Source organism: Pseudoalteromonas sp. C2R02, assembly GCF_018860845.1.
Lineage (GTDB): Bacteria > Pseudomonadota > Gammaproteobacteria > Enterobacterales > Alteromonadaceae > Pseudoalteromonas.
This window is the reverse complement of sequence record NZ_JAHKQC010000031.1, coordinates 106,717-132,217: the sequence shown is the minus strand read 5'-3', so window position 1 is coordinate 132,217 and position 25,501 is coordinate 106,717. Positions and strand designations below refer to the sequence as shown.

The window sequence follows — 25,501 nt, the reverse complement described above, 5'->3', positions numbered from 1 at the left end:
ATAACGAGGATGATATGTCAAATACAGTTTTTATTGCGACCAGTCTTGATGGTTATATTGCAGATGTAAAAAATGAGATTGAATGGTTACATTCAATTCCTAATCCAGATAATTTGGATATGGGATTTGAGCGGCATATGTCGCATGTTGATGCTTTAGTAATGGGGCGAAATACTTATGAATTAGTTTTCAATATGGCATGTGAATGGCCATATTCTAAACCCGTTTTTGTATTAAGTAATACCCTAAAAGCAATTCCAGCATCTTTAAAAGATAAAGTATTTATTATCAAAGGTGAATTAAAAGCACTGACAAAGCAACTAAATACTCAAGGATATCGTAACTTGTATATCGATGGTGGGCTCACAATTCAAAACTTTTTAAAAGCAGATTTGATTGATGAGATGATAATCACGACTATCCCAATTTTATTAGGGGGTGGTATTGCTTTATTTGGTGAACTTGATCGGGCACTTGAATTTAGATGTGTAAGCTCAGAATTATTTAATAATGGTATCTGTCAAAATCGCTTTCAAAGACATCGAGATTAATCAGGTTCAGACAAATAAATTAATCCCAAGCATTATCTATGAAATATTCGGTTAAATAATCTATTAATGCTCGCACTGTTGGCGAAAGGAATTTACGTGATGAGTAAAGCGCATAAATGTTCATTTCACTTGGTGACCAATCAGGCAATACAGACACGAGTTTATTTTGTTTAATTAATGGATTGACCAAATAAGTGGGTTGCATCGCAATGCCTGCGTCACAGCAAACGGCATCGAGTAAAATTGTGGCATCATTTGCTGTTAATCTACTATTGATGGATATTGCTTGATGCTCGTGATCACGATTTAAGTGCCAAATTTCTTTTTCAAAATTACTATGAGATAGGCATTGATGCTGTGTTAGATCTTGAGGTATTGTTATTTTAGGCATCGATTTTAGGTAATTCTCACTTGCCACTATGACTGAGCGACATATGGCGATCGGTTTACCAATCAAGGATAGATCTGGGCTTGAAGCGATTCTTATCGCTAAATCAATTCTGCTGTTTATTAAATCAGTTGTATTATCTTGCACATCAATATCAATTTTTATTTGAGGGTGCTTTTGAATAAAAAGGCTAATAGGGCGCATCAATTGTGCATGTGCTAATGACATACTGGTCGCAATTCTAATTTTACCAGTTAATGATTCACTTGATTTTACTTTTGATACTAATTCAAAAGCGGTATCGAGCCAATTTTCAACCTCTTCTAAACATTGCTCACCTACAGTGGTCAGTGTAACTTTTCGTGTTGTACGATGTAATAACCTGGCATCAAACCAATTTTCCATGGCTTCTATATAGCGCGTGACCATTGAGCGGGACATAGATAATCTTTGTGCTGTTGCAGTAAAACTGCCTGAACGTGCAACATCAACAAATACTTGTGCAGCGGTAATTCTATCCATAAATATGTTTGATATCTGAAACAATGATGTGCATTATTGTATGTTTATTCGAGCTAATCAATTCATTATTATTTACTTCATCACAATTAAGCGTCAAATTAGGATTTAAAATGAATAAAGTAAATGGGTTAATAGCGACAGTTTTATTGAGTGCCGTACCACTTTTTGCACAAGCTAAAGCGTTAGAAGTGAAGGTATATAATGCAGACAGTCATAGTTTTCATGTCAATTCAACATTAGTGTATGGTGACACAGAAGCTGTGGTATTTGATGCTGGATTTACTAAAGCAGATGCTATGCGTATTGCTGCCAACGTTTTAGATTCGGGTAAAAATCTGACTAAAATTTTTGTCAGTCAGGCTGATCCTGATTATTACTTTGGTGCTGAAACTTTAAAGCAAATTTTCCCTAAAGCACAGATACTAGCAACACCAAAAGTACGTCAAGTGATTGCAAAAAAAATGCAAGCAAAACTCGGTTATTGGGCCCCTAAAATGGGTGATAATGCACCAAAATCTCCTGTATTACCCACTGCGTTTAATCAATCTAGCTTTACAATTGATGGCTATAAAGTTGAAATTAAAGGCACAGATGGCTTGCTAGCCCATAGACCATATATCTGGATCCCATCAATCAAAGCTATCATAGGTAATGTTGCTATTTATGGTGGTTTACATGCTTGGACTGCAGATACGCAAACGGTTGACCAATTATCATCATGGAAGCAGCAATTAACACAAATGCAGGATTTGAAACCGCAAATTGTTGTGCCGGGTCATATGTCAGCTGAAAGTAAAACAAATGCTGAAAATATTAGCTACACATTACACTATTTAAATGTATTTGAGCAATCAAAAGCAAATAGTAAAAATGCGGAGGGCTTGATAAATGACATGTCGACATCATTTCCAAAAGCACAATTACCAATAGCACTCAACATAGGTGCAAAAGTGCACATGGGAGAAATGAAGTGGTAAATTGTAATCCATAATGTAAATAACTGCAGGCTATTAGCCTGCAGTGATGCTACTGATTTAATCTTTTCAATTGTAAAAAACTCAGGATAGATAATATGGTAAAAAATAGAGGATCACTCCAACCAAATCCAACAAAAATTCCCTGAAAACAAGCATAGCTGGTGATCAATATGCCAAGTAAGTTAGTGAACAGTAATGCTTTTACGAGTTGTTTTACCGCTTGTTTGTCTTTAACAGCGTTAAAAAGAAAACTTACAGCACTCAATCCACCTAAAAATATACTTGTATGCTGTGATAAGAAATACGCATATTGATCATTAATTTCTAAGCCGTAGAGTGGCCAAATCACACTTGGTAAAAAGAATAGGCCAAGCGCAAATATTGCATAAATACTGCCATGAAATATAAAAAAGGGATTATGTTTCATGCTCACTCCTTGGCATAAAAACAGGTCCGTTATTTACTTTGGTCAAGGGTAAATTGATATCAAAAATGACGCCTCGCACTTCATCTACCCCCATTAGTTTTAAGCGTTCAGTATGCATTTTTAAATACTTTTGTGCGCTGGGTTCATCTTCAAAAAGATAAACACCACCACTGAGTTTATTTTCAAAGTTTTCAGTCCAAATCTTCCAAATCATACCTGTTTCTTTATTTATTGATTTAGCTAAGTCAACTAATGATTGTGACATGGCTTCACCCATTGGGCCTTTATATTCAAAATCTACTTGTAATAGCTTCATTGTGATCTCCATTTAAAATAATGTATCTGTGTGATGTGTTAAATTCATTATTAACTATAAAAAGTAGACAGAAAAGTTCATAATATTAAGATTAAATGTCTAAAAAACTGACAGGATTAATGTGAGATTAAAAAGTACGCTTGATCAATGGATAACACTTCAAGAGATAGATAAAGCTGGAAGCATTCAGGCGGCAGCACTTGCTTTGAATAAAAGTCACACCACATTAATTTATTCGATTAAAAAGTTAGAAACACAATTTGACGTGCAACTTTTAGAAGTGAAGGGGAGGCGGGCGATTTTAACTAACCATGCAAAGTCTTTGCTTCGAAGAGCTAAAACAATGATTGATCAAGCAAAAGATTTAGAAGAAATGAGTTTACAGTTATCTGTGGGTATGGAGTCAGAGATAATTATCGCCATGGATCACTTATGCGACCCTACATTAGTGTATCAACCTATGAAAACGTTTTTAAAAACGAATACTAGGTCATCAATTCAAGTTAAAGAAACATCTCTAACAAAAACAACCGAAATGGTTACAAAAGAAGACGCTGATATCGCCATAATTACACTACCAGTCACTAATTATTCAGCGGAAGCATTTTCATTAACAACTATGGTTCCTGTTGTATCTTTGGATCATCCTTTAGCTTCTCAAAAGCATATCAGCATGAGTGATTTAACGTTATATAGTCAAATTGTGATCAGAGATTTAGGTGCCAATGAGTCTAGTTCGCAAACAAAAAATGTGGGTTGGTTAAAAGCAAATCAACGCATAACAGTTGATAATTTTGACCATGCTTTTAGGGCGATTGAGCAAGGTTTAGGTTTTTGCCGTTTACCCGAACATATTTTAAACCAACGAGGTAATAGCGCACTTAAGGTAATAAAATTAGAACTCAACGAAAAATACCAAGTACCGCTGCACATTACTTTACCTAAAGGCAGTCAAACAGGCCCCGCAGCGAAAAGCTTTTACGACATTCTGTTATCTCATGCTACAAATCGTATTTAAATTTCCCAATAGGGCTGACCACTAAATTGTTCTGCTAAATAGTCGATGAAAGCTCTTACTTTAGGTGCTAATAAGCGAGAGCTTGGATAAACAGCCCAGATTGCAGAATCAGATATGATCGGATACTCTTTTAAAACTTGTATTAAGCTGCCATTTTTCAAGTGTTGATAAGCACTCCATTTTGAGTTTATGGTAACCCCTAAACCATTAATGCAAGCATCACGCACAGCTTCACCATTATCTACCCTTAACTTTCCTTTTACTTTGACGTGAGTTACATCATTACCTTGTTTAAAGTGCCAGGTATCTAAGCCCATAAGTGTAATACAATGGTGGTCTTTTAATGCTTGAGGATTTTTTGGCTCACCATACTTGGCTAAATAATCTGGTGACGCAGTTAAAATACGATTATCAGGCGCTAATTTTCTAGCAATTAAGCTTGAGTCTTTTAATGGCGAATTTCTAATAGCGATATCGAATCCTCCCTCAACTAGGTCAATAATCGTATCAGAGAGTTTTAAGTCGATATTTAATTCAGGGTATTGCGTAAAAAACCCATTTAAAGCTGGTAAAAGGTGCATTCTGCCAAATGAAGCGGGTGCTGCGATACGTAAAGTGCCCCTTGGGGATGAATTGCCTGCACCCACTGATGCGCTAGCGGCATCTATACTGGCAAGTACATCTTCAGCATGGGGTAAAAAAGCATGACCTTCTTCTGTTAAAGATACTTTACGTGTTGTGCGATGAATTAGTCGCACACCTAAGCCATCTTCTAATTTATTTATGTGAGCACTGGCAACTGCGGGTGAAATACCTAACTCTTGCCCCGCTAAACTGATGTTGTGTGTCGTGGCTATTCTTACAAAAAGCTTTATATGTTCTACATTCATTATTATCAATAAAATCTATAAAGTGATTCCTTATATTGCTATATTATCAATTTAATTACTAGTACATATACTGTCTTTCATCAACTAAATGAGAGGTATTATTATGAAAGCAATGATCGTTAATCAGTATGGTATTGAAAGTGTATTTGAGCCTGCTGACATTCAAAAACCCGAAGCTAAACTTGGTCATGTGTTAATTAAAATAGCAGCAACAAGTGTTAATACAGTTGATACTATGATCAGAGCTATGGGAGATGAGTTACCATTAGCACCGGCACTTCCGGCTGTTTTAGGGATGGATTTTTCTGGCACGATAGAATCAGTTGGTGAGGATGTCACAGACTATGCGATTGGCGACGAAGTGTACGGTTGTGCAGGTGGTTTAGCTGATCTGCAAGGTACATTAGCTCAATATATGGTGGCAGATGCAGATTTAATTGCACATAAACCTAAAAATTTATCTATGAGAGAAGCAGCCGCTTTACCTTTAGTTGCCATTACTGCATACGAAGGTTTGATGAGAGCTGGCATTAAAAAAGATCAAAAAGTGCTAGTACATGGTGGTTCAGGTGGTGTTGGTCATGTGGCTTTACAATTAGCTAATCATTTTGGTGCTCAAGTTTATGCTACTGGCGGTGGTGATGCACAATTAGCGTTAATAGAACAATTAGGTGCTAAGGGAATTAACTACAAAACAGAGACTGTATCTGACTATGTTGCTAAACATACTGATGGAGTTGGTTTTGATATTGTTTTTGACTCAGTTGGCGGTGCAAATATGTTAAATTCATTTGAGGCTGCAACGTTAAATGGACAAGTGGCATCTACGGTTTCTATGGTTGAACTTGATTTATCTACTGCTCACTTTAAAGGTTTATCATTACATGTTGTCTTTATGCTGATCCCTATGTTACATAATCATAAAAGAGCACAGCATGCGGGTATATTAAAAGCGCTAACACAGATTACTGAAAATGAGGGCCTAAAGCCTGTGTTAGATGAAAAGAAATTTTCATTATCAGAAGTTGGACAGGCACATGCGCGGTTATCAAGTGGGGCGGCTATGGGTAAAGTTGTTGTTGATGTAGCATAAAAACGCAATTTAAATTAATAAAGAGGTGATCGCCATTGCCTCTTTTTAAAACATCTAAAATAAAATTTTATTAAATTTGACTGTTTTATTGATCGATCAATGGAGAATCCCGTGGCTAAAACAATTTTAATAACAGGTGCTACAGATGGCATCGGACTCGCTACTGCTAAAATGTTAGCTCATTTAGGGCATCGTATTGTGATCCATGGACGCAATATTGAAAAACTCAATTATGTAAAAAGTGAATTAACACAATTATCTGGTGTGAATGCTATTGATACTGTTTGTGCTGATTTATCACAATTAACTGAAGTGATTAATTTAGCAGATAAAATCAAATCTAAGTATCAACATATAGATGTATTGATCAACAATGCAGGTGTGTTTAAAACATCTCATCAAATGACACAAGATGGCTTAGATATTCGTTTTAGTGTCAATACAATAGCGCCTTATATATTGTCGATGAATTTACTCAAAACTTTAGGCCGTAACGGTCGTGTTATTAATTTGTCTTCTGCAGCGCAATCATCTGTTGAAATAGATGCACTTACAGGCGATAAATCATTATCAGACATGGAGGCTTACGCACAAAGTAAATTAGCAATTACCCTTTGGAACCAAATTTTAGGCCAAAAATACAAAAATAGTGGACCAAGTTTTATTGCTGTCAATCCAGGGTCGTTATTAGCCAGTAAAATGGTAAAACAAGGATTTGGTGTTGCCGGTCATGATATTAATATAGGTGCAAAAATTTTAACTGATTTATCGATAAATCCGCAAATGGATTCTAAAAGTGGTCAGTATTTTGATAATGATAAAGGATCGTTTAGTACACCACATATTGATAGTCTTGATGATAATAAAACGCATAATGTTATGTCGGCAATAGAAGCTGTTTCAAATAAATATTGTTAAGTATTTTAACCTTAACTTAAAAGCTATCAGTCAAAATTTTGAAGTCTGATTAAGTTGCTACAATAAAACTCAATTCTTTGTATCAACTTATTGGTTTAAACCAGGTCAGGTATTGTATAAACAACAAGAACACTATAAGTATTACATTGCACACCATCTATAGCCCTTGACAGCTCTTTTAGTTTCAATCCACCGTTATTAAAGCAATTAGTGAGAGTGCTATAAGTCTGTTTTCATTTATTTTATCTTTAATTACTATCTTGCCTGGTACAGACTGATAGATAAATGATTAATAAATATGACTTGTTAATGTCATTTAATAGTCAATATTTTGTATTATTGTAGAAATTGTTAGCTTGATATAATTTGAGATGACTGACTGTAAATAAAATGACATATTTTTAAAACAAAAGTGTCACCTGTTCGAAATCTAAGTGTAATTATTTCCCCCTAAACTCCTGTGTAATGTTTTTGTAAAGTAAATTACCTATAGGGTTGTAGTGATGAAATGCGTTAAACCTCTGTTGTTAGCCACAACAATTGCAATGAGCTTAAATAGCTTTGCCAGCGACTTAGATAAAGTGGTTGATTCTATTAATAAAATCAATCAATCAGCAATAAAATCACAAGATAAAATCAATAAAATTGCAGATTCAATGCAATCTAGATTACAGCAATTTAAAACCTTAAATAAAGAAATTGATGGACTTGAGGTTTATAACCAACAGATCACAAAGCAAATCAAAAATCAGATCATTGAAATGGATGATATAAATGCATCAATGGATCAAGTCTCTGTTATTGAACGTCAAATTACACCTTTAATGTTACGTATGATTGCAGGCCTTGAGCAGTTTATTGCTTTAGATATTCCTTTCTTAACGCAAGAACGTACAGAACGAATCAGCAAATTAAAAACAATGATGGATAAAGCTGATGTCGCTTCGAGTGAAAAATTTAGACGTGTATTGGAAGCATATCAAGTTGAGGTGGATTACGGTCGCACAATCGAAGCCTATACGGAACTTTTAACTGTAGAGGGGATGGAGCGTGAAGTTGATTATTTACGCATTGGTCGCTTAGATTTAATTTATTTGACACGTGATGGTAAAAAAGCAGGTATCTGGGATAAAGAAACTCAATCTTTCGTTACTTTACCTGATTCAAACATTAGTCAAATTAGTAAAGGTTTACGCATAGCACGTAAGCAATTAGCTCCAAACATGATCAGTTTACCAGTACAAGCTGCGGAATAAGTGAGTAAATGACAATGAAATTAATATGCAAAGAAATACAACTTAGCACGTCAAATAGCAATCATTTACCAGTACAAGCAGCAGAGTAGGAAAATAGTAATGAAATTTATTAAATCACTTATTTTAACGGGTGTACTCTCTTGTACTTCTTATGCAAATGCACAAGCGGTTAACTTAGATGACCTATTAAAAACAATTGAGCAAGGCCAAAAGGCGCAAACGGCTGAAAATATTTCTCGTGAAAAAGCATTTATAGCGAGCCAGTCAGAACAAGTTGCGAAGTTGAAGCAAGTTACTCAGAACAGAAATAACTTGTTGCAACAATCTTCAAATTTAGAAACTCAGTTTGAAGAAAATGAAATAAAGCTTGGTAATTTAACCGGTGCACTGAATAAGCGTATGGGTTCATTAAAAGAACTTTTTGGTGTATTACAACAAGTTGCTGGCGATACTAAAAATAAACTTGCGACATCAAATGTGTCTGCACAGTTACCAGGTCGCGGCGTATTTATGGATGAACTTGCGCAAAAAATGGGTGCAAGTTCGAAGCTTGCGTCAATCGAAGATATTGAAAAAGTATGGTTCGAATTACAACGCGAAATGACAGAGCAAGGCAAAGTAAAGCGCTTTGAATCACAAGTAATTATTGCAGGTGGTCAAAAAGTACAGCAAGAAGTTGTTAGAGTTGGTGCGTTTAATTTAATTTCAAACGGTAAATACTTAGAGTACAACGATGCAACTAACACGTTAGCTGAATTAACGCGTCAGCCAACGGGACGTTTCTTAGCAAGTGCGCAAGCTATGCAAGATGCTAAATCAGGTTTTGTTGATTTTACGTTAGATCCAACAGGCGGTTCAATTTTAGGTTTATTGGTGCAAGCACCGGGTACTGAAGAACAGGTTCATCAAGGTGGTACTGTAGGCTATGTAATCTTAGCTGTTGGTTTAATTGCATTACTTATCTCTTTAGAGCGTTTTATTTCACTGTTTATTATTGGTGGCAAAATGCGTCGTCAATTAAAAGATACTGTTGCACGCGACGATAATCCATTAGGCCGTGTGATGAAAGTGAAAGACCAATTTCCACATGTTACTTATGACACGTTAGAGCTTAAATTAAGTGAAGCAATATTACGTGAAATGCCAAAAATAACACGTAACTTAACATTGATTAAAATTATCTCAGTTGTGGCACCTTTATTAGGTTTACTAGGTACTGTTACGGGTATGATCAATACCTTTCAAGCGATTACATTGTTCGGTACAGGTGACCCTAAGTTGATGGCTGGTGGTATTTCACAAGCGCTTGTTACAACAGTATTAGGTCTTGTTGTCGCCATTCCTACGGTTTTTCTTTACACAATACTAAATACGCGTTCTAAGGGCCTGTTATTAACACTACAAGAACAAAGTGCGGGCATTATCGCTGAGCGAAGTGAAGCTGTTGAGCCAAATAAAGAAGGAGCTTAAGTCATGGTTCTGATTCTGGATGCAATTACTGCTATCCGTGAATTTTTAGACACCGGTGGCCAGGTATTAGTTGTCATTGGTGTGCTGATATTTGCGATGTGGTTATTGATATTAGAACGCTTTATTTTCTTATTTGGTGGATTTAAAGCGTACAAAAAATCATTACAAGAAAACTGGTTTGGGCGTGCTGAACGTAATAGTTGGAATGCACAACAAATCAAGCAAGCAAATGTGTGTAGAGCGTCAATGAAACTGAATGCCAATTTGCCGATGATCAACGTCATGGTGGCACTGTGTCCATTACTTGGTTTGATGGGAACAGTAACAGGCATGATTGAAGTATTTGATGTGATGGCAATTACAGGTACTGGTAGTGCACGTTCTATGGCTTCAGGGGTATCAAAAGCAACAATCCCTACAATGGCCGGAATGGTAGGTGCGTTATCGGGTGTATTTGCATCTACTTATTTACAGCGCAAAGCAAAAAGAGAAGTTGAACTGTTAGAAGATAAAATGGTTTTAGATCATTAAAACAGTTTTCACAGTTAATTAGAGCGAGTCTCTCGCTCTAAATATTTCACTCAAAATAGTGATGAGAGCAAGATTATGAGAGCACCATTAGCACAAATTTTTCAAGAAGATGAAGCTGAAGAAATTAATATGACACCTATGTTAGATGTTGTATTTATCATGCTTATTTTCTTTATCGTAACAGCTACTTTTGTAAAAGAATCTGGCATTGATGTTAATCGTCCTGAAGCGGCTACTGCTGTAAAAAAAGAACGTGCCAATATCCTTGTCGCGATTTCTGATGAAGGTGCGATTTGGATAAATAAACGTCAAATTGATATTCGTGCAGTACAAGCAAATATTGAGCGTTTAAAAGCTGAAAATCCGCAAGGTTCAGTGGTGATCCAAGCTGATAAAAAATCAACAACAGACACTTTAATTAAAGTGATGGATGCAGCACGTGCGGCTGGTGTTTTTGATGTATCAATCGCTGCGCAAGAAGCATAGTTGATAATAAGAGGATAAAAACAATGCGTTATTTAGTGTCATTTTTTATCGCTGTATTTATTACTTTAGCTTTATTTTGGGGCATGCAATCTTTAATACAAAGTGGTGATGGCCAGTTAAGTGAGCCTGCCAAAGGCAATGTATTAGATTTTGTGCGTTTAAAAACAGAGCAAGCGGTTGAGAAAAAACAACGTAAACCACAAAAGCCACAAAAGCCTAAAGAGCCACCGCCGCCGCTGAATTCACCTAAGATGGATCAAAGTAATGCACAAGCTCAAACAGGAAATTTTGATTTTGGCGCCGATATTGAAGCTGATTTAAATTTATCGGGTGGTTTATCGTTAGGTTCAAGTGATGGCGAATATTTACCAATTGTAAAGGTATCACCGGTTTATCCAAGACGTGCATTATCTCGTGGGATTGAAGGGTATGTGATTGTTGAGTTTACAGTAACAAAAAGCGGTACGGTTTCGACTCCAATTGTTATAAATGCCAAGCCTGAAGGTATTTTTGACCGTGCTGCTATGGATGCTGCACTTAAATTTAAATATAAACCGCGAGTGGTTAACGGTGAAGCAGTTGAGGTTGCCGGTGTGCAAAACAAAATCAGTTTTCAGATCAGCGGTTAATTAACCTTAAACACTTAAGTGTCAGATAGTTTAGCTATGAATAGGCGATTTGATTCGCCTTTTATATGAGAGAGCTCAAATGAAATTTTTAAAATCAACAATAATTTACAGTGCTTATTTTACAGCTGCCATTACATTGCCCAGTATAAGCTCACTGATCCCAAGTATCAATTTAGATACTGTGTACGCAAATGAAGTAAAAACTAAAAAAGTACCTTCTTTACGAAATAAAGTCTACTCGCAATTAGCAAGAGCACAGAAGTTAGCGGATGACGGTAAAGTTGATGAAGGTATAGCTGCACTTGATGATATACAGCGAAAAAAGGCTAGCATGAATGATTATGAAGTTGCGATGATGTATAACTTCTATGGGTTTATTCATTACAATCAAAATGATTTATCAAAAGCAATGACTGCTTTTGAATTAGTAGTAGCTCAAGAAGCGATCCCGGAATCTTTAAAACTATCGACTTTATTTAGCCTAGCGCAACTTGCTATGGCTGATGGCAAATATAAAAAAGTGACAAATTATTTAGCTCGTTGGGATAAAGTAAATTCAAAACCTAAATCAGATGCTTATTATGTATTAAAGTCGCAAGCTTTATACCAAGATAAGCAATATCAAGCGTCACTTGACAGTATCTCACAAGCGATTTCACTTGCCGAAGGCAAGCAACAAATACCCAAAGAAAATTGGTTAGTATTACAGCGTGCTTTATTTTATTCATTGAATAAACCACAACAAGTGGCTGACGTTTTGGAGAAAATGGTTAAATTATTCAATAAACCAGAATATTGGCTACAATTGGGCAATATGTATGGTGAATTAGGAGAAGAAACCAAACAGTTAGCAATATTAGAAGCGGCTAAACAGCAAGGCTTTATCACTAAAAAACCTGATGTTCGTAACTTAGCCCAAGTTTATTTATTTAATGGTTTAGCTTTTAAAGCGGCAGAAACAATGAAGTCAGGTTTAGATACCGGTTTGATTGAAAATACCAATAAGAACTTGGCTTTTGTTGCTGAATCTTTTATGCAAGCAAAAGAAGATAAAAAAGCGATTACATTTTTTGATAAAGCATCAAAATTGACGAAAACGGGTGAGTACGATCAAAGGTTAGCCGAACTGTATTTGAATAATGAAATGTTTGAAGAAGCAGCTGATTCTGCTCGTGAAGCATTAGATAAAGGCCTCAAAAATGGTGACTCAAATACTTATATTGCATTAGGTATGGCGCAATATAATTTAGAGAACTTTGATGCGTCAATTTTAGCGTTTGAACAAGCAGAAAAGCATAAAAAAGCTAAAAAGCTCGCATCACAATGGCTTAAATTTGTAAAACGTGAGCAAATGAATGCTAAAGCAATGAAAACAGCTTATTTATAACCAGAGGATTCATTTGATAAGCCTATTATCAAACTGAAAGTCTAATTTTACTTTAGATGATAGCAATTTGGAGAAGTTAATATGTTTTATATTGATTAAATAGTTAGCTTCTCTGGTGACGATTGTAGAAGGGATTTTAAGTGCTAAACTGGAATTTGATTTTAGCCAGTCGTCACCAATTTCAGCTGTTTCAGAAGGGGCTGGATCTGATTGCCAGCATTCAGGTAAAAATTCATGGTTTAACTCCATAATATCTTCAGGATTAATTTCTAGAGTAAACAGGGTATAGCTGTCTAAAGTATCGGAATTATCTAAATGTACTAATATTTCGAGGATCGCAAGAGATTCTGAACTTGCTAGATATACGCAAGCTTGGCCTTTGCTATTCCAACGGCCTCCGTATAGGCGAGCGCCTTCACCATCAAAAGCATGCTTAGCCCATTTTGTTTTTACTATTCTATACGCAGTAATCATATTAATATTAAGTTTGTATTTGCGAAGTGTGAAGTTGAAATATGATCACGCAAAAACACCATGTTCTAATCTGCCAATTAAATCTAATACGGCTTCTGTTTCTGCAGAGGTTGCAAGCATATCGACAGGGCGTTTATTACCAAGGCCTCTTACTTGGCTTTTTAGCCACAGAGATGCTCTGTCATTATTACCTTCAAATAAATCTAAAGCCGCTTTAAATACTTCGGCAAAACGATAAAGACGGTCGCTTTCATCGCGGTTAAACTTGCCAGATTTTGCTCTTCTTTGTAATGTGGCACTGGCAATAACTGTTGCACTTGCGAGATCTGATTTATCAAGACCTGATAATTTAGCAAGCTTAGAATAGACATCAAATGGAAACCCTTCATGTAAGGCTTGATGTAATTTAGGGCCACGAGCAGGAAAGCCGACTTCTCCCCAAAACCCCATAGGTTTATGGCTAGGTGTGAATACATTCGCTTGATTCATCAAACCGTTCCAAGTTTATCAATTGATATGGTAAGTATATATCAAATGGTTATTTAATCAATCATGGTAAGAGAACCTAATGCTTGTAGCATTCAATAATTCAATAAATACTCAATTTACTCAGATTTGAATTAAATCGCATTATTAGAAATGATGTAGAAACTCTGTGTTTATAGACCTGAGATATTTTAATAGACCAATAATTATTATGTAAGATGAATAAAAAATAGATACATGGTTTGTATAGACAGGTAAGCAAAGATAAACACGCTTATCAATTTTTAAAAGTTTTTAATGACATTAATTCATACTTTACTAGACTGATAGCTAAATAGGCATCTGTTATATAATATGAAAAACCTAGTAACTTTTTGAAAAACATCTTTTTTTTGCCTAACTGAAAAATTTTTGAATTGGAAATTTTATATCATAATATTTAAAAATTCTGTCATACTTTAATAAATATAAAACAAAACTGTCATCTTATCTTTAAGAATCCGTCACCTAACTGTCACACGAAATAATTACCTTATTGCACTAATTAATTTAGTTAAAGAATTAAAACTTAGTGGAGATGGTAATGAAAGGTCCTGAATTATTTAAAGTAAGTATGCTGACTTGTGCTTTAGCGTTAGCAGGTTGTGGTGGTAGTGATATTAATTTAAATGTTGAAGGTGAAACTGTTGTAGCACCTTCACCAACTATTCCACCAACAGGCGGAACTGATAAAGTACTTGCTGGTGTGCACAGCCCAAGTTTGTCAGCAACTGTATCTGCTGCTTTAGGTAAAGATGTAACGGTTCAAGTTTTAACAGGACGTATTACAGCTGATACTGAATTAACAACAGATGCATTTTGGGCGTTAGATGGTGCTGTATTTGTAGGTGATGATAATGCATCAAGTGCAACATTAACTGTTAACCCAGGTGCAGTCGTATTTGGTAACAGCGGTAAAGATTACTTAGTAGTAAGCCGTGGTTCAAAGATTGAAGCAACGGGTACTAAAAATGACCCTATCATTATGACTTCTTTGCAAGATGTAGTTGGTGATACAACTGCTTCAGGCCAATGGGGCGGCGTAGTTTTATTAGGTAATGCACCTTCTAATAAATGTCCTGCAGATGGCGATTGTGCACTTCAAGTTGAAGGTGTTGAAGCTGGTGCGGTATTCGGTGGCACTAACTGGGAAGATAACTCTGGTACTTTACAATATGTTGTTGTAAAAAATGCCGGTTACGAAGTTGCTCCAGGGGATGAATTAAATGGTGTGACATTTGGTGGTGTTGGTTCACAAACAACAGTTGATTACTTACAAGTGCATAATAACTCTGATGACGGTGTTGAATTCTTTGGCGGTGCAGTCAATGTTAAGCACTTAGTGTTAACAAGTAATGATGATGACAATGTTGACTGGGATAATGGCTACAAAGGTAAAATGCAATTTGTTTATATCGAACAAGATAAAAACTCTACAGATGCTAACCGCGCTATCGAAGCTGATAATGATGGTAACAACCCTTCAAAGGACCCTAAATCACAACCTATCATTTCAAACTTAACTGTAGTTGGAAATAATTTTAAAGGTGAAGATGAAGCTGAAGGTATCTACTTACGTGAAGGTACAGGCTTACATTTATACAACTCAGTGATTTCAGGTCCATCTGAAATGGGCGAATGTTTAGAAATTGAAGGTATTCCTGAAGATTCTGAATTAACTGAGAGTGAAACAGTTATTAATGCAAATAACGGTATTATAAAAATAGAAAATACGGTTATGGCGTGTACTAACGGCGAAAACTTTAAAAACCCTAAAGATCAAGACGGTAATATTTTACTTGATTTAGAACCTTGGTTTACAGCGCAAACTGGTAACAGTGTTAATGACAAAGCTATGATTGGTGTAAATGGTGAACCATTATCAGGCTCTCCATTATTAGAAGCAGGTCAAGATGTAAATAACACAGTTGATTCTTTCTTCGACTCAGTAAATTACATTGGTGCATTTGACGGTCAAAACGATTGGCGTGAAGGTTGGGCATTCGGTTATGGTGGTGGTGAAGTAACTGCACCTGCAGAGGTTGCAGGTTGTCCAGCAGGAACACAATCAATTACACCAATAGATGGTTCAACAACAACATGTGAAATTAATGGTCGAATTACAGCTGATTTAACTCTAACTGCTGGTAATTTATATGCATTAGATGGTGCTGTTTTTGTAGGTGGAGATAAAGAAAGCTCTGCAACATTAACAGTAGAGCCTGGTGTAACTGTGTACGGTCGTAATGGTGATGACTATCTTGTTATTAGCCGTGATTCAAAAATTGTTGCAAATGGTACACAAGATAACCCAATTAGCTTCACTTCTAGTCAAGATGTTTTAGGTGAAGAGACATTTGCAGGCCAGTGGGGCGGCATGGTTATTTTAGGTAATGCGCCTTCTAATAAATGTCCTACAGATGGTTCTGATTGTGCTTTAAAAGTTGAAGGTGTTGAGAGTAGTGCTGTATTTGGTGGTACTGACACATCTGATAATTCAGGTACTTTACGTTATGTAAGAGTCATGAATGCCGGTTATGAAATTGCACCTGGTAATGAATTAAACGGTATCACATTTGGTGGAGTAGGTGCTGGTACTACGGTTGAATATTTACAAGTTCACCAAAATGCAGATGATGGTGTTGAGTTCTTTGGCGGTACAGTTCAAGCTAAATACTTAGTTTTAACTAGCATTCAAGATGACAGCATTGACTGGGATAATGGTTTCCAAGGTAAACTTCAGCATGTTTTAGTTAAACAAGCAGCTGATAATTCTGATGCTAATCGTGGTATCGAAGCTGACAATGATGGTAATTCGCCAGACAAGACGCCACGCTCTAATCCAACTTTATCTAATGTAACGATTATTGGTAATAACTTTAAAGGTGAAGATGAAGGCGAAGGCATTTACTTCCGCGAAGGAACTGGTGCACAAATGTACAACATTGTTGTTACGGGTGCACAAGGTATGGGTGAGTGTTTAGAGCTAGAAGGTATTCCTAAAGATTCAGTTTTAACACATAGTGAAACAGTTAAAAATGCACAAGATGGCACTATTAAGTTTGTTAGCTCTGTCATTGCCTGTTCTGAAAACTTTAAAAACCCTTCAGATGTAGATTTCAACTTGAGTGATTGGTGGAGCAACGTATTAGGTAATAAAGTTGCACAAAGCCAAGAAAATGTAGTGAATGGTATTTTCACTACTGATGCAACAGTTGCAACAGATGTTAAAGCAATCGATGGTTTCTTTGATACAACAAGCCACATTGGTGCAGTATCTGAAGATAACAATTGGACTGCAGGTTGGACAGTCGGTCTGGAATAAGACTAAACCCACACTATGCCAAGTTAGCAATAGCTTGGCATGCTTAAAGTGAATTAATTTAGCTTATTTCGTCGAGGCAAAAAATGAAAAACACATCAGTTAAATTCGGGTTATCAGCAATATCTTCAGCAGTTTTATTATCACTAGCTGGAACTGCATTTGCTAACGAAGTTACCGAAGTACAAGATGAAGCAGTATTAGAAGAAGTTGTAGTGAGTGCAAGCCGATTAAAAGGCACGGCGACAGCAGTTTTAGAAGAGCGTAAGCAGCAAGCTTTTGTTGCCGATATTATGGGCTCAGAACAAATTTCACGAAGCGGTGATAGTGATGCAGCAGCGGCACTTCGACGTGTAACAGGTTTAACATTAGTTGATGGTAAATTTATTTATGTACGCGGTTTGGGTGAACGATACTCAAGTACGCAATTAAATAGCTCAGCTGTACCGAGTCCAGATCCGACTCGCTCAGTTATTCCATTGGATTTATTCCCTGCTGACATTATTGAAAGTCTATCAGTTCAAAAATCATTTTCACCTTCAATGCCTGCATCATTTGGTGGTGGTAATGTAGATATTCGAATTAAAACAATTCCAAGTGATTTTGTATTTAATATGAGTGGCTCCTTAGGTACAAATACTAATAACTCAGATGATGGCATCGAGTATAAAGGTGGGAGCGATGATTGGCAGGGTCTAGATGATGGTACACGTAAACTGCCAGCTTCGATAAAAGCAGTTTATGACTCTGGTCAGTCACTGGATGATTTATCACCTGAAGATAGTAGACAATTAGTCACAGATTTAAACCGAAACTATGATCCAAAATCGACTTCAATTGACCCTGATCATAGTGTTAATTTTACGCTAGGAAATAGCGCTGAATCAGGCGATTGGCGTTATGGTTTCTTATCATCTATTAGTTACGATAATTCGTATTTTGTTGGAAAAGAATATCAAGGTGAAAAGTTTTTACTCGGTGAAAATAGTGCTGCTATGGTACAAGGCTATGATGATGTTAATACAACAGAGCATAGTGTTAAATGGTCGGGTATGCTTAACTTTGGTATCGAGTGGCAAAAGAATCATCGCATTGATATGAGCACAATGATATTACATGATACTGTTGATACTATTAGAGACAAAAGTGGTATCTCAGAGAATGTAAATGAATCAGATAATCGCCGTATTCGCTCTTATGATATAAAGTATGAAGAAAGAGAGTTAATTGTAAACCAACTTAAAGGTATGCATACATTTGAGCAATTAAACTATGCAGGCTTTGATTGGAAGTATTCACTTGGTCGCTCTAATCGTTATGCGCCAGGTAATATGAGTTCACGCTTCATTGTAACGGATCATAATGAAGATGATATTTATGACGTTGTTAATGAAGGTGCGCTTTCAAACTCTACAACAGCTGCACGATATACTTTTCAGCAATTAGATGATGAAGTAGAGAATTATGGATTTAACTTTACTGTTCCTATTTCATTTAATGCATTAGAAGTCGAAATTAAAACGGGTGCTGATTATATTTCTAAAGAACGATCAGCCAGTAACCGTAGATTTGATATTAATACTCGCGCTTTTAATGACGTCGATCTAACTGGTAGTGAATTAAACGAAGTACTCTCAGATGATGTCATTCAAAATGCAACTTTAACACGTAGTATCTTAAACGATACAACTATAGATGGTGATGATTATTTATCAGCTCAAAAAGTTGATGCTTATTATTTAGAAGCTGACTTTTTCTTCGATAACAAATTTAGAATCAGTGGTGGTGTTCGTTGGGAGGATTTCAGACAAATATCTGTACCTTTAGACCCATACACAGGACAAATTGTATTAGCAAGTGATGCAACTAATGAAGATTATAAAGAATTAGCATTTCAAAGTGATGATTTTTATCCTGCATTAGCGCTAACATATTTATACGATGATGAAACACAATATCGTTTTAGTTTTGGTCAAACAACAGTGAGACCTGATTTGCGTGAGATAACTAAATCAAACTATATAGATCCATTAACTGAATATCCTGTAGGTGGTACGCCAGGGTTGCGCGCAACTTCAATTAATAATTACGATTTTAGATACGAGAATTATTTTGATTCTGGGGAAAACTTTTCAGTAGGTGTGTTCTATAAAGATATGACAGATCCAATTGAGACTGTGCAGTCTTCAGGTCAAGATGGTCCGCCTCTCGTTCGAATTGCAAATGCTGAAACAGGTTATGTTGCAGGCGTTGAATTTGAATTCTTGAAAGACTTTTCTTTCTTAGAAGGTATTGGCCAAGATATTTTTATGTCGGGTAATTTAACCGTTAGTGACTCTGAAATGGAACTAGATCGACAAAATATTGTTGATCAAGCAGGTGTATCTGCTGCAGTTACCAATACTAAACGTCGTTTAACGGGTCATTCAAAATATGTTGTAAATATGCAGTTAGGCTATGACGCGCCTAATGGCAATCATGCTGCAACTCTGATCTATAACGTATTCGGCGAAAGAATTATTATACCAGGAATAGAAGGGCAGCAAGATGCAATGGAACAACCATTCCATTCACTTGATTTGAACTATAGCTACTTTCCGGATTTTAATTCGAGCATTAAACTTAAGCTTAAAAACTTGTTGAACGAAGAACAAGAGATTTTAGCGAATAATGTGTTAGTTCGAAGTAAAGAGAAAGGGACTGAATTTTCAGTTCAATATACTTACCAATTTTAAAGTTATGTAACGTAGCTTAAAACCGAGCAGTCTTCTCACTTAGGTGAGCGGCCAAGCCCCTTCAAACGAAGGGGCTTATTTAATCCAATTTAGAACCAATTTTAAAGTTACGAAAGTAACTTACAACCGAGCAGTCTTCTCACTTAGGTGAGTGGCCAAGTCCCTTCTAGCGGAGGGGCTTATTTAACAGCGTTTAAAACTAATTTCAAAGTTACGAAAGTAACTTACAACCGAGCAGTCTTCTCACTTAGGTGAGTGGCCGAGTCCCTTCTAACGGAGGGGCTTATTTAACATAATTTAGAAGCAATTTTAAGTTACGAAAATAATATATAACGAACCATCTTCTCGTTTAAAATAGCAGTCTAAGTTTCTTAAAGACTGGGATTTATCTTTAAATGCATTATTAAGTAATGAAAATATTTGACCTAGAGATTTAAATATTCTTGATGAAATCTGATAAACTTATTTATTCTATTTGAGTGTAATTTTGAATAAACTTGTCTAATTTATTAGATAATAAGTAAGCAGGGCTCAAGTGGTTCAATGATCTCGGATACCATTTTTATTGAGTTAAATGTCCAACATAGTGCTAAATATTTTTAAGATTGTAACTATGTAAAATTAATAATCATTATAAGTAGAACCCTTTCAAGTTGAAAAGGTCCTTTGTTTCAGAGGCTTACTTTTTTATAATCGCTAATAACTTGCCTGCACCTTCGTCATTATCGTTGCACTTTTTATCGCCAGTATCTTCATGGTGCAGTACAAACGTATGCACGCCACCATCATGTTTTGCGGCCAGCGCATCAACTACTAACGCAGACTTGTCCGCAGAAATAGTCGCGCCATCTAAATACCAGCCACCTTTATGTTTTAACTCTACAAAAATAGATGAACCATTGCCATAAAACTCAACACTTTGCACTATTGCATCACACGTAAATACGCCTGCTTGTGATACAAAAGAAGTCAATAAAGTTGCTGAGAAAGCTGAAGCTTTAATAAAATGTTTAAACATAAAAAATCCTATAAATTTAAGTTGTACCTTATTTAGGTTTTTATAATTTACATTGTAAATATGACTTTTTGACTTCAATTGTATGACATTGGCATTTATAAAATTAAGGATATTGCTATTGGGTCTTAAAACATTAACCTTAGGGTCATAAGAGAGAGCAAAGTAAAATAGGTTGATCTACGATTTTTATCAATCAAATTGTTATTTTTAAAATACAAAGTATTTTTAGATGAATGATGATTTATGTACTTATTTATGAAAGAGAATTATCTATGTTATTTAGACGCCTTAGTTAAGTTGAACTAACCTATTAAAGAGATTTATAAGATAAAGGTTAAAACTGTGAACTTTACAATAGGTAAAAAAATAGGCTTTGCATTTTCTGTTATTTTATTTTTCCTTATTGCTATGGGTTCTACGGTGTATGTTCTCAATGCTTCGGTTCAATCCGATACTCAAAATATACAAATCGATGATGTTCCAGCGGTTATTCTTTATTTACAAGTACTAGATGAAATAGGGGATATGCATAGTAATGTAATGGAGTACACCACGGGTGAACTAGACGAAGTTGAAGAGTTTAATGCAAATTATCAAGAATTCTTAGGCTTCTTTTCACAACTAAAACCACTTGAGTCTAATAGACAATCAGATATAGACAAAATGAATCTGATTGAAGGTTTAGTATCAGATTATGTAAAAACGATCAATGAAGAAGTATTTAATAAATATCATCCCGAAGATGAAATTTGGGCAAAGCAACTCGTAGATGATTTAGAGCACAAACAAGGTGAAGAATTAGAAACATTGCTTGATGCATTAAAAGAGCAAGAATTTCAAGAAGCATTAAACACTTCAAGCCTTGAAGAAGCGATAACAGATGATTTACCTGGTGTAAGATATTATCTAGAACTGGTGGATGAAGCAGGGGATATGCTGGGTTCTTTGAGTGAATATGTAGGCGGAGAATCAGATGAAGAAGAAGAATATCGAGCAAACTCAGAAGATTTTGCTCGGTATTTTAGTTTATTAGAACCACTAGAAAAAAAACCAACAGAAATAAGAGATTTAATTACGATTAATCGTTTATATACAGATATCAATCGAACAGCAGACGCTGTATTTAGACGATATCACCCTGAAGATCGTGCAAAAGCATTAAAAATTATTGATACACTTGAGCATGATGTGATTGATCGTCTAGAAAAAATAGTTGACTCATCTGCTTTAGATGAGCAAAAAGATGCAGAAGAATCCTTATCCCGTTTATTTGACACACTCAACACAATTAATATTCTGATAATTATTTTGGCTACACTTTCAGTTGTGATTGGGGGGATTATTAGCTATTGGATTACAAACACAATATTAAAAGCAGTCGGTGGCGAACCTCATATAATAGAAGGTTTAGCGAATAAAGTAGCTAAAGGAGATATCAATATTAAAGTAGATGGTTTAAATACTAACCAAACAGGCATTTATGCTGCTTTACAAGAAATGATATCGGCTTTAAAAATCAAAGTTAAAATGGCAGAGAAAACATCTCAAGGTGATTTGACCAGTGATATAAACCTTGCATCTGATGAAGATGTTTTAGGTTTGGCATTAAATAAAATGCAGCAAAACTTTAGAGACATGGTGAAACAAGCAAATAAATTTGCAACTGGTGATTATACCAGTCAGATTACGCCTCGTTCTAAAACAGATGAGTTAGGCATAGCTTTATCTCATATGATGCAGCAAGTTACAGATAGAAACTCACAAGTTGAATCTCAAAATTGGATGAAAACTCAAGTTGTTAAAATTAATAAGTTGTCACAAGAAGCTAAAGAAAAACGCCAGCTAGCTCAGGTGATAATTAATGAGATTTCACATATTTTAAAAGCTGGTTATGGTGTATTTTATTTGTTAGAAAATGATAAGGATAAAAAAGAAGAGCAATTCAAATTACAGGCGAGTTATGCATATACAGAACGTAAAAATATTTCAAATGCATTTTCTTTAGGAGAAGGATTAGTTGGTCAATGTGCTCTAGAGCAACAAGTGATTATTTTGACGAATGTTCCTGATGACTATATTCAAATATCTTCAGGGTTGGGTGAGCAAAAACCAGAAAATATCATAGTATTGCCTATTACATTTGAAAATAAATGCATAGGCGTTATAGAAGTAGCAAGTTTTACTAAATTTACAGAACATGAAATCGAGTTTCTCAAACAAGCTATGTCAAATTTAGGCATTGCGATTAGTAGTTTAGTAAGCCGACAACGAATAGAAAATTTACTACAGAGATCTCAAAGTCAAACCGAAGAACTGCAAAGTCAATCTGAAGAACTACGCTCTGCTAATGAGGAATTAAAAGAAAAAGCAAAAGCGTTAAATATTCAATCAAAAGAATTACAACTTGCTAATAAAGATCTAGAAGAAAAAAGTGAAATATTAGAAACAAAACAAAAAGATATTGAAATTAAAAATGAAGAAATTGAACTTAAGGCTAAAGAGCTTGCAATTGCGAGTAAATATAAATCTGAATTTTTAGCTAATATGTCACATGAATTAAGAACGCCATTAAATAGCTTATTGTTATTAGCAAAAGGTTTATCTAATAATAAAAAAGGGAATTTAGATCCTGTTCAAGTAGAGGATGCACAAGTTATTTACGAAGGGGGCAACAATTTACTATCGTTAATCAATGATATTATGGACTTATCTAAAGTAGAGGCTGGAAAATTAACAATCCATCATGAAAAGATTTCGTTAAAAATAATAAAACGTAACTTATTAAAAATGTTTGAACCTATTGCTGCAGATAGAGGGCTAGAATTTAAGATCGATATTTCAAAAAATATTGAAACACATTTTATATCAGACGGTTTAAGGTTAGAGCAAATTCTCAGAAATTTATTATCAAATGCAATGAAGTTTACGCAACAAGGTAAAGTTAATCTAACCGTAGATAAACCAAATAAAGATATCATATTCAGTCACAGTAAATTAAATCATGACTCAACAATCTCATTTTCAGTAACGGATACAGGTATAGGTATTCCATTAGATAAACAACAGGCAATATTTGAAGCATTTCAACAAGAAGATGGTACTACTAGTCGAAAATATGGTGGCACGGGATTGGGTCTTACAATTGCGAGAGAGCTAACCCGCCTTTTATCTGGAGAAATTCAACTTAAAAGTGATTTAGGCAGTGGTAGTACTTTTGCACTCTATTTGCCGCTGGGTTCTAATCTTATTGAACATCAAGAAGACATAAAACAATCAGAATATGAAAGAAATATGACTCATATAGCTAAAGAGACGGATGGAACAAAGCAAGAATCCGTTTTCATTGACGATGATAGACGTAATATCCATGAGTCAGACAATGTTTTACTTATAATAGATGATGATGAGAATTTTTCTAAAATCTTAAGGGATTTAGCACAAAGAAAAGGTTATAAATGCATTGTAGCTGGTGATGGACGAGCTGGTATTTATTTAGCTAAAGAATACCAACCTAAAGGCATTATTCTAGATATTACTTTACCTGATATTGATGGGTATAAAGTGTTAGAGCAATTAAAATTTAGTTTAAAAACAAGGCATATACCTGTTGAAATTATATCGGGGCATAGTGATGCAAAACAAAAAACATTACAACAAGGTGCCATAGGATTTTTATCTAAGCCAGTAGAAGAACAGCAACTAATTGAAGCCTTAAGCAATATAACCCAATTAGGTAATAAAAATATAAGCGATATATTAATAATTGATGATGATGAAGTAAATCAAAAGGCAACGACTCAATTACTAAACAGTAAAAATATTCGCATTAAAAATGTTGGTACAGGGATTTTAGGGTATGAAGAAATTAAAAAAAATAAATATGATTGTATTATCTTAGATTTAGGGTTACCTGATATGTCAGGCTTTGAGGTACTTGAAAAAATAAATCAGTCAGATATTCAAAATTTACCACCTATTATTATCTATACAGGTAGAGAGATCAGTGAGCAAGAGCAAAAACAGTTAGATATATATTCGTCTTCAATTGTTATAAAAGGAGTTGGATCTGCAGAAAGGCTATTAGATGATGTCTCATTATTTTTACATCATATAAATGAAAATGAAGCCGTAAATATATTACATGATGAAGATGAACTCATAAAAGGCCGTAAAGTATTATTAGTCGATGATGATATGAGGAATTCTTATGCCTTATCAAAAAGCTTATTTGAAGTGGGTGTTGATGTTGAAATGGCAACAAATGGGCAGGAAGCCGTTGATATATTAGAAAAGGATAGTTCTTTCGAACTTGTGTTAATGGATACTATGATGCCTGTTATGGATGGAAATGAAGCCACGCAATTAATACGTAAAATGCCAAAATATAAAAATATTCCAATTATTGCGTTAACAGCTAAGACAATGCCAGAAGATAGAGAAAAATGTCTGAAATCTGGGGCATCAGAATATATAACAAAACCAGTTGATTTTGATGATTTAATGTCGATTATGCGTATTTGGCTATTTCAGCACAAAAAATAAGTTTTAGCTTATTTATCGGAATTGGT

The 25,501-nt window shown here is 35.2% G+C and carries 21 protein-coding genes; 14 read left to right on the top strand and 7 right to left on the bottom strand.

Annotation, left to right across the window (positions count from 1 at the left end):
• Positions 1-14: 14 nt before the first annotated feature.
• Positions 15-551 (top strand): dihydrofolate reductase family protein, encoded by a 537-nt coding sequence (locus KO527_RS12455; RefSeq protein ID WP_216040623.1) that lies wholly within the window; start codon positions 15-17, stop codon positions 549-551.
• A 19-nt stretch (positions 552-570) separates the two neighbouring features.
• Here the strand turns inward: KO527_RS12455 and KO527_RS12450 are convergent, their stop codons facing one another.
• Complete coding sequence (locus tag KO527_RS12450) at positions 571-1,461, bottom strand: LysR family transcriptional regulator (RefSeq protein WP_216040622.1); 891 nt, start codon at positions 1,459-1,461, stop codon at positions 571-573.
• A 110-nt stretch (positions 1,462-1,571) separates the two neighbouring features.
• Here KO527_RS12450 and KO527_RS12445 point away from each other — a divergent pair, with 110 nt between their 5' ends.
• Positions 1,572-2,438, top strand: a complete 867-nt coding sequence (locus tag KO527_RS12445) for an MBL fold metallo-hydrolase (protein WP_216040621.1) — start codon at positions 1,572-1,574, stop codon at positions 2,436-2,438.
• A gap of 49 nt (positions 2,439-2,487) precedes the next feature.
• On the opposite strand, the gene KO527_RS12440 is transcribed toward KO527_RS12445, so the two are convergent.
• Entirely contained in the window at positions 2,488-2,865 is a 378-nt protein-coding gene (locus KO527_RS12440) for a hypothetical protein (protein ID WP_216040620.1), read from the bottom strand.
• Positions 2,855-3,181, bottom strand: coding sequence for a monooxygenase (locus KO527_RS12435; RefSeq protein WP_252733670.1), 327 nt, complete (start codon positions 3,179-3,181; stop codon positions 2,855-2,857). Before KO527_RS12435 ends, KO527_RS12440 begins: the two co-directional genes overlap by 11 nt.
• A 121-nt stretch (positions 3,182-3,302) precedes the next feature.
• On the opposite strand from KO527_RS12435, the gene KO527_RS25905 reads away from it, so the two are divergent.
• Positions 3,303-4,199, top strand: a complete 897-nt coding sequence (locus KO527_RS25905) for a LysR family transcriptional regulator (RefSeq protein ID WP_216040619.1) — start codon at positions 3,303-3,305, stop codon at positions 4,197-4,199.
• On the opposite strand, the gene KO527_RS12425 is transcribed toward KO527_RS25905, so the two are convergent.
• Positions 4,196-5,089, bottom strand: coding sequence for a LysR family transcriptional regulator (locus KO527_RS12425; protein WP_216040618.1), 894 nt, complete (start codon positions 5,087-5,089; stop codon positions 4,196-4,198). The two genes, KO527_RS25905 and KO527_RS12425, sit on opposite strands and share 4 nt — an antisense overlap.
• Positions 5,090-5,192: 103 nt before the next feature.
• Here KO527_RS12425 and KO527_RS12420 point away from each other — a divergent pair, with 103 nt between their 5' ends.
• The 8 genes from KO527_RS12420 to KO527_RS12385 all read left to right on the top strand — a co-directional run bounded on the left by KO527_RS12420 (position 5,193) and on the right by KO527_RS12385 (position 12,859).
• Positions 5,193-6,182: a zinc-dependent alcohol dehydrogenase family protein gene (locus tag KO527_RS12420; RefSeq protein WP_216040617.1), complete on the top strand. Its 990-nt coding sequence runs from the start codon at positions 5,193-5,195 to the stop codon at positions 6,180-6,182.
• Between the two features lie 111 nt (positions 6,183-6,293).
• Positions 6,294-7,100 (top strand): SDR family NAD(P)-dependent oxidoreductase, encoded by an 807-nt coding sequence (locus tag KO527_RS12415; protein WP_216040616.1) that lies wholly within the window; start codon positions 6,294-6,296, stop codon positions 7,098-7,100.
• Positions 7,101-7,603: 503 nt separating this feature from the next.
• Complete coding sequence (locus KO527_RS12410; RefSeq protein ID WP_216040615.1) at positions 7,604-8,356, top strand: DUF3450 domain-containing protein; 753 nt, start codon at positions 7,604-7,606, stop codon at positions 8,354-8,356.
• Positions 8,357-8,455: 99 nt separating this feature from the next.
• The gene (locus KO527_RS12405; RefSeq protein WP_216040614.1) at positions 8,456-9,826 is read left to right on the top strand and encodes a MotA/TolQ/ExbB proton channel family protein; all 1,371 of its coding nucleotides are present in this window, start codon (positions 8,456-8,458) and stop codon (positions 9,824-9,826) included.
• Positions 9,827-9,829: 3 nt separating this feature from the next.
• A complete protein-coding gene (locus tag KO527_RS12400; protein WP_216040613.1) occupies positions 9,830-10,357 on the top strand; it encodes a MotA/TolQ/ExbB proton channel family protein in 528 nt (175 codons plus the stop codon).
• A 75-nt stretch (positions 10,358-10,432) separates the two neighbouring features.
• Positions 10,433-10,843 carry a biopolymer transporter ExbD gene (locus KO527_RS12395; RefSeq protein ID WP_042143242.1) on the top strand — a complete coding sequence of 137 codons (411 nt, stop codon included), beginning with the start codon at positions 10,433-10,435 and terminating at the stop codon, positions 10,841-10,843.
• A gap of 23 nt (positions 10,844-10,866) precedes the next feature.
• Complete coding sequence (locus tag KO527_RS12390; RefSeq protein ID WP_216040612.1) at positions 10,867-11,472, top strand: energy transducer TonB; 606 nt, start codon at positions 10,867-10,869, stop codon at positions 11,470-11,472.
• Positions 11,473-11,551: 79 nt separating this feature from the next.
• Complete coding sequence (locus KO527_RS12385) at positions 11,552-12,859, top strand: hypothetical protein (protein WP_216040611.1); 1,308 nt, start codon at positions 11,552-11,554, stop codon at positions 12,857-12,859.
• A 9-nt stretch (positions 12,860-12,868) separates the two neighbouring features.
• On the opposite strand, the gene KO527_RS12380 is transcribed toward KO527_RS12385, so the two are convergent.
• On the bottom strand, positions 12,869-13,333 hold the full coding sequence (locus tag KO527_RS12380) for an RES domain-containing protein (RefSeq protein ID WP_216040610.1): 465 nt from the start codon (positions 13,331-13,333) through the stop codon (positions 12,869-12,871).
• Between the two features lie 45 nt (positions 13,334-13,378).
• Complete coding sequence (locus KO527_RS12375; protein WP_216040609.1) at positions 13,379-13,822, bottom strand: antitoxin Xre-like helix-turn-helix domain-containing protein; 444 nt, start codon at positions 13,820-13,822, stop codon at positions 13,379-13,381.
• Positions 13,823-14,402: 580 nt separating this feature from the next.
• Here KO527_RS12375 and KO527_RS12370 point away from each other — a divergent pair.
• Both KO527_RS12370 and KO527_RS12365 read left to right on the top strand, forming a co-directional pair.
• Positions 14,403-17,183: a hypothetical protein gene (locus KO527_RS12370; protein ID WP_216040608.1), complete on the top strand. Its 2,781-nt coding sequence runs from the start codon at positions 14,403-14,405 to the stop codon at positions 17,181-17,183.
• Positions 17,184-17,266: 83 nt separating this feature from the next.
• Positions 17,267-19,915, top strand: coding sequence for a TonB-dependent receptor (locus KO527_RS12365; RefSeq protein WP_216040607.1), 2,649 nt, complete (start codon positions 17,267-17,269; stop codon positions 19,913-19,915).
• 679 nt (positions 19,916-20,594) lie between these two features.
• Here the strand turns inward: KO527_RS12365 and KO527_RS12360 are convergent.
• A complete protein-coding gene (locus KO527_RS12360) occupies positions 20,595-20,933 on the bottom strand; it encodes a hypothetical protein (protein WP_216040606.1) in 339 nt (112 codons plus the stop codon).
• A gap of 342 nt (positions 20,934-21,275) precedes the next feature.
• Between KO527_RS12360 and KO527_RS12355 the strand changes: the two genes are divergently transcribed.
• Positions 21,276-25,475 carry a response regulator gene (locus tag KO527_RS12355; RefSeq protein ID WP_216040605.1) on the top strand — a complete coding sequence of 1,400 codons (4,200 nt, stop codon included), beginning with the start codon at positions 21,276-21,278 and terminating at the stop codon, positions 25,473-25,475.
• Positions 25,476-25,501: the final 26 nt, after the last annotated feature.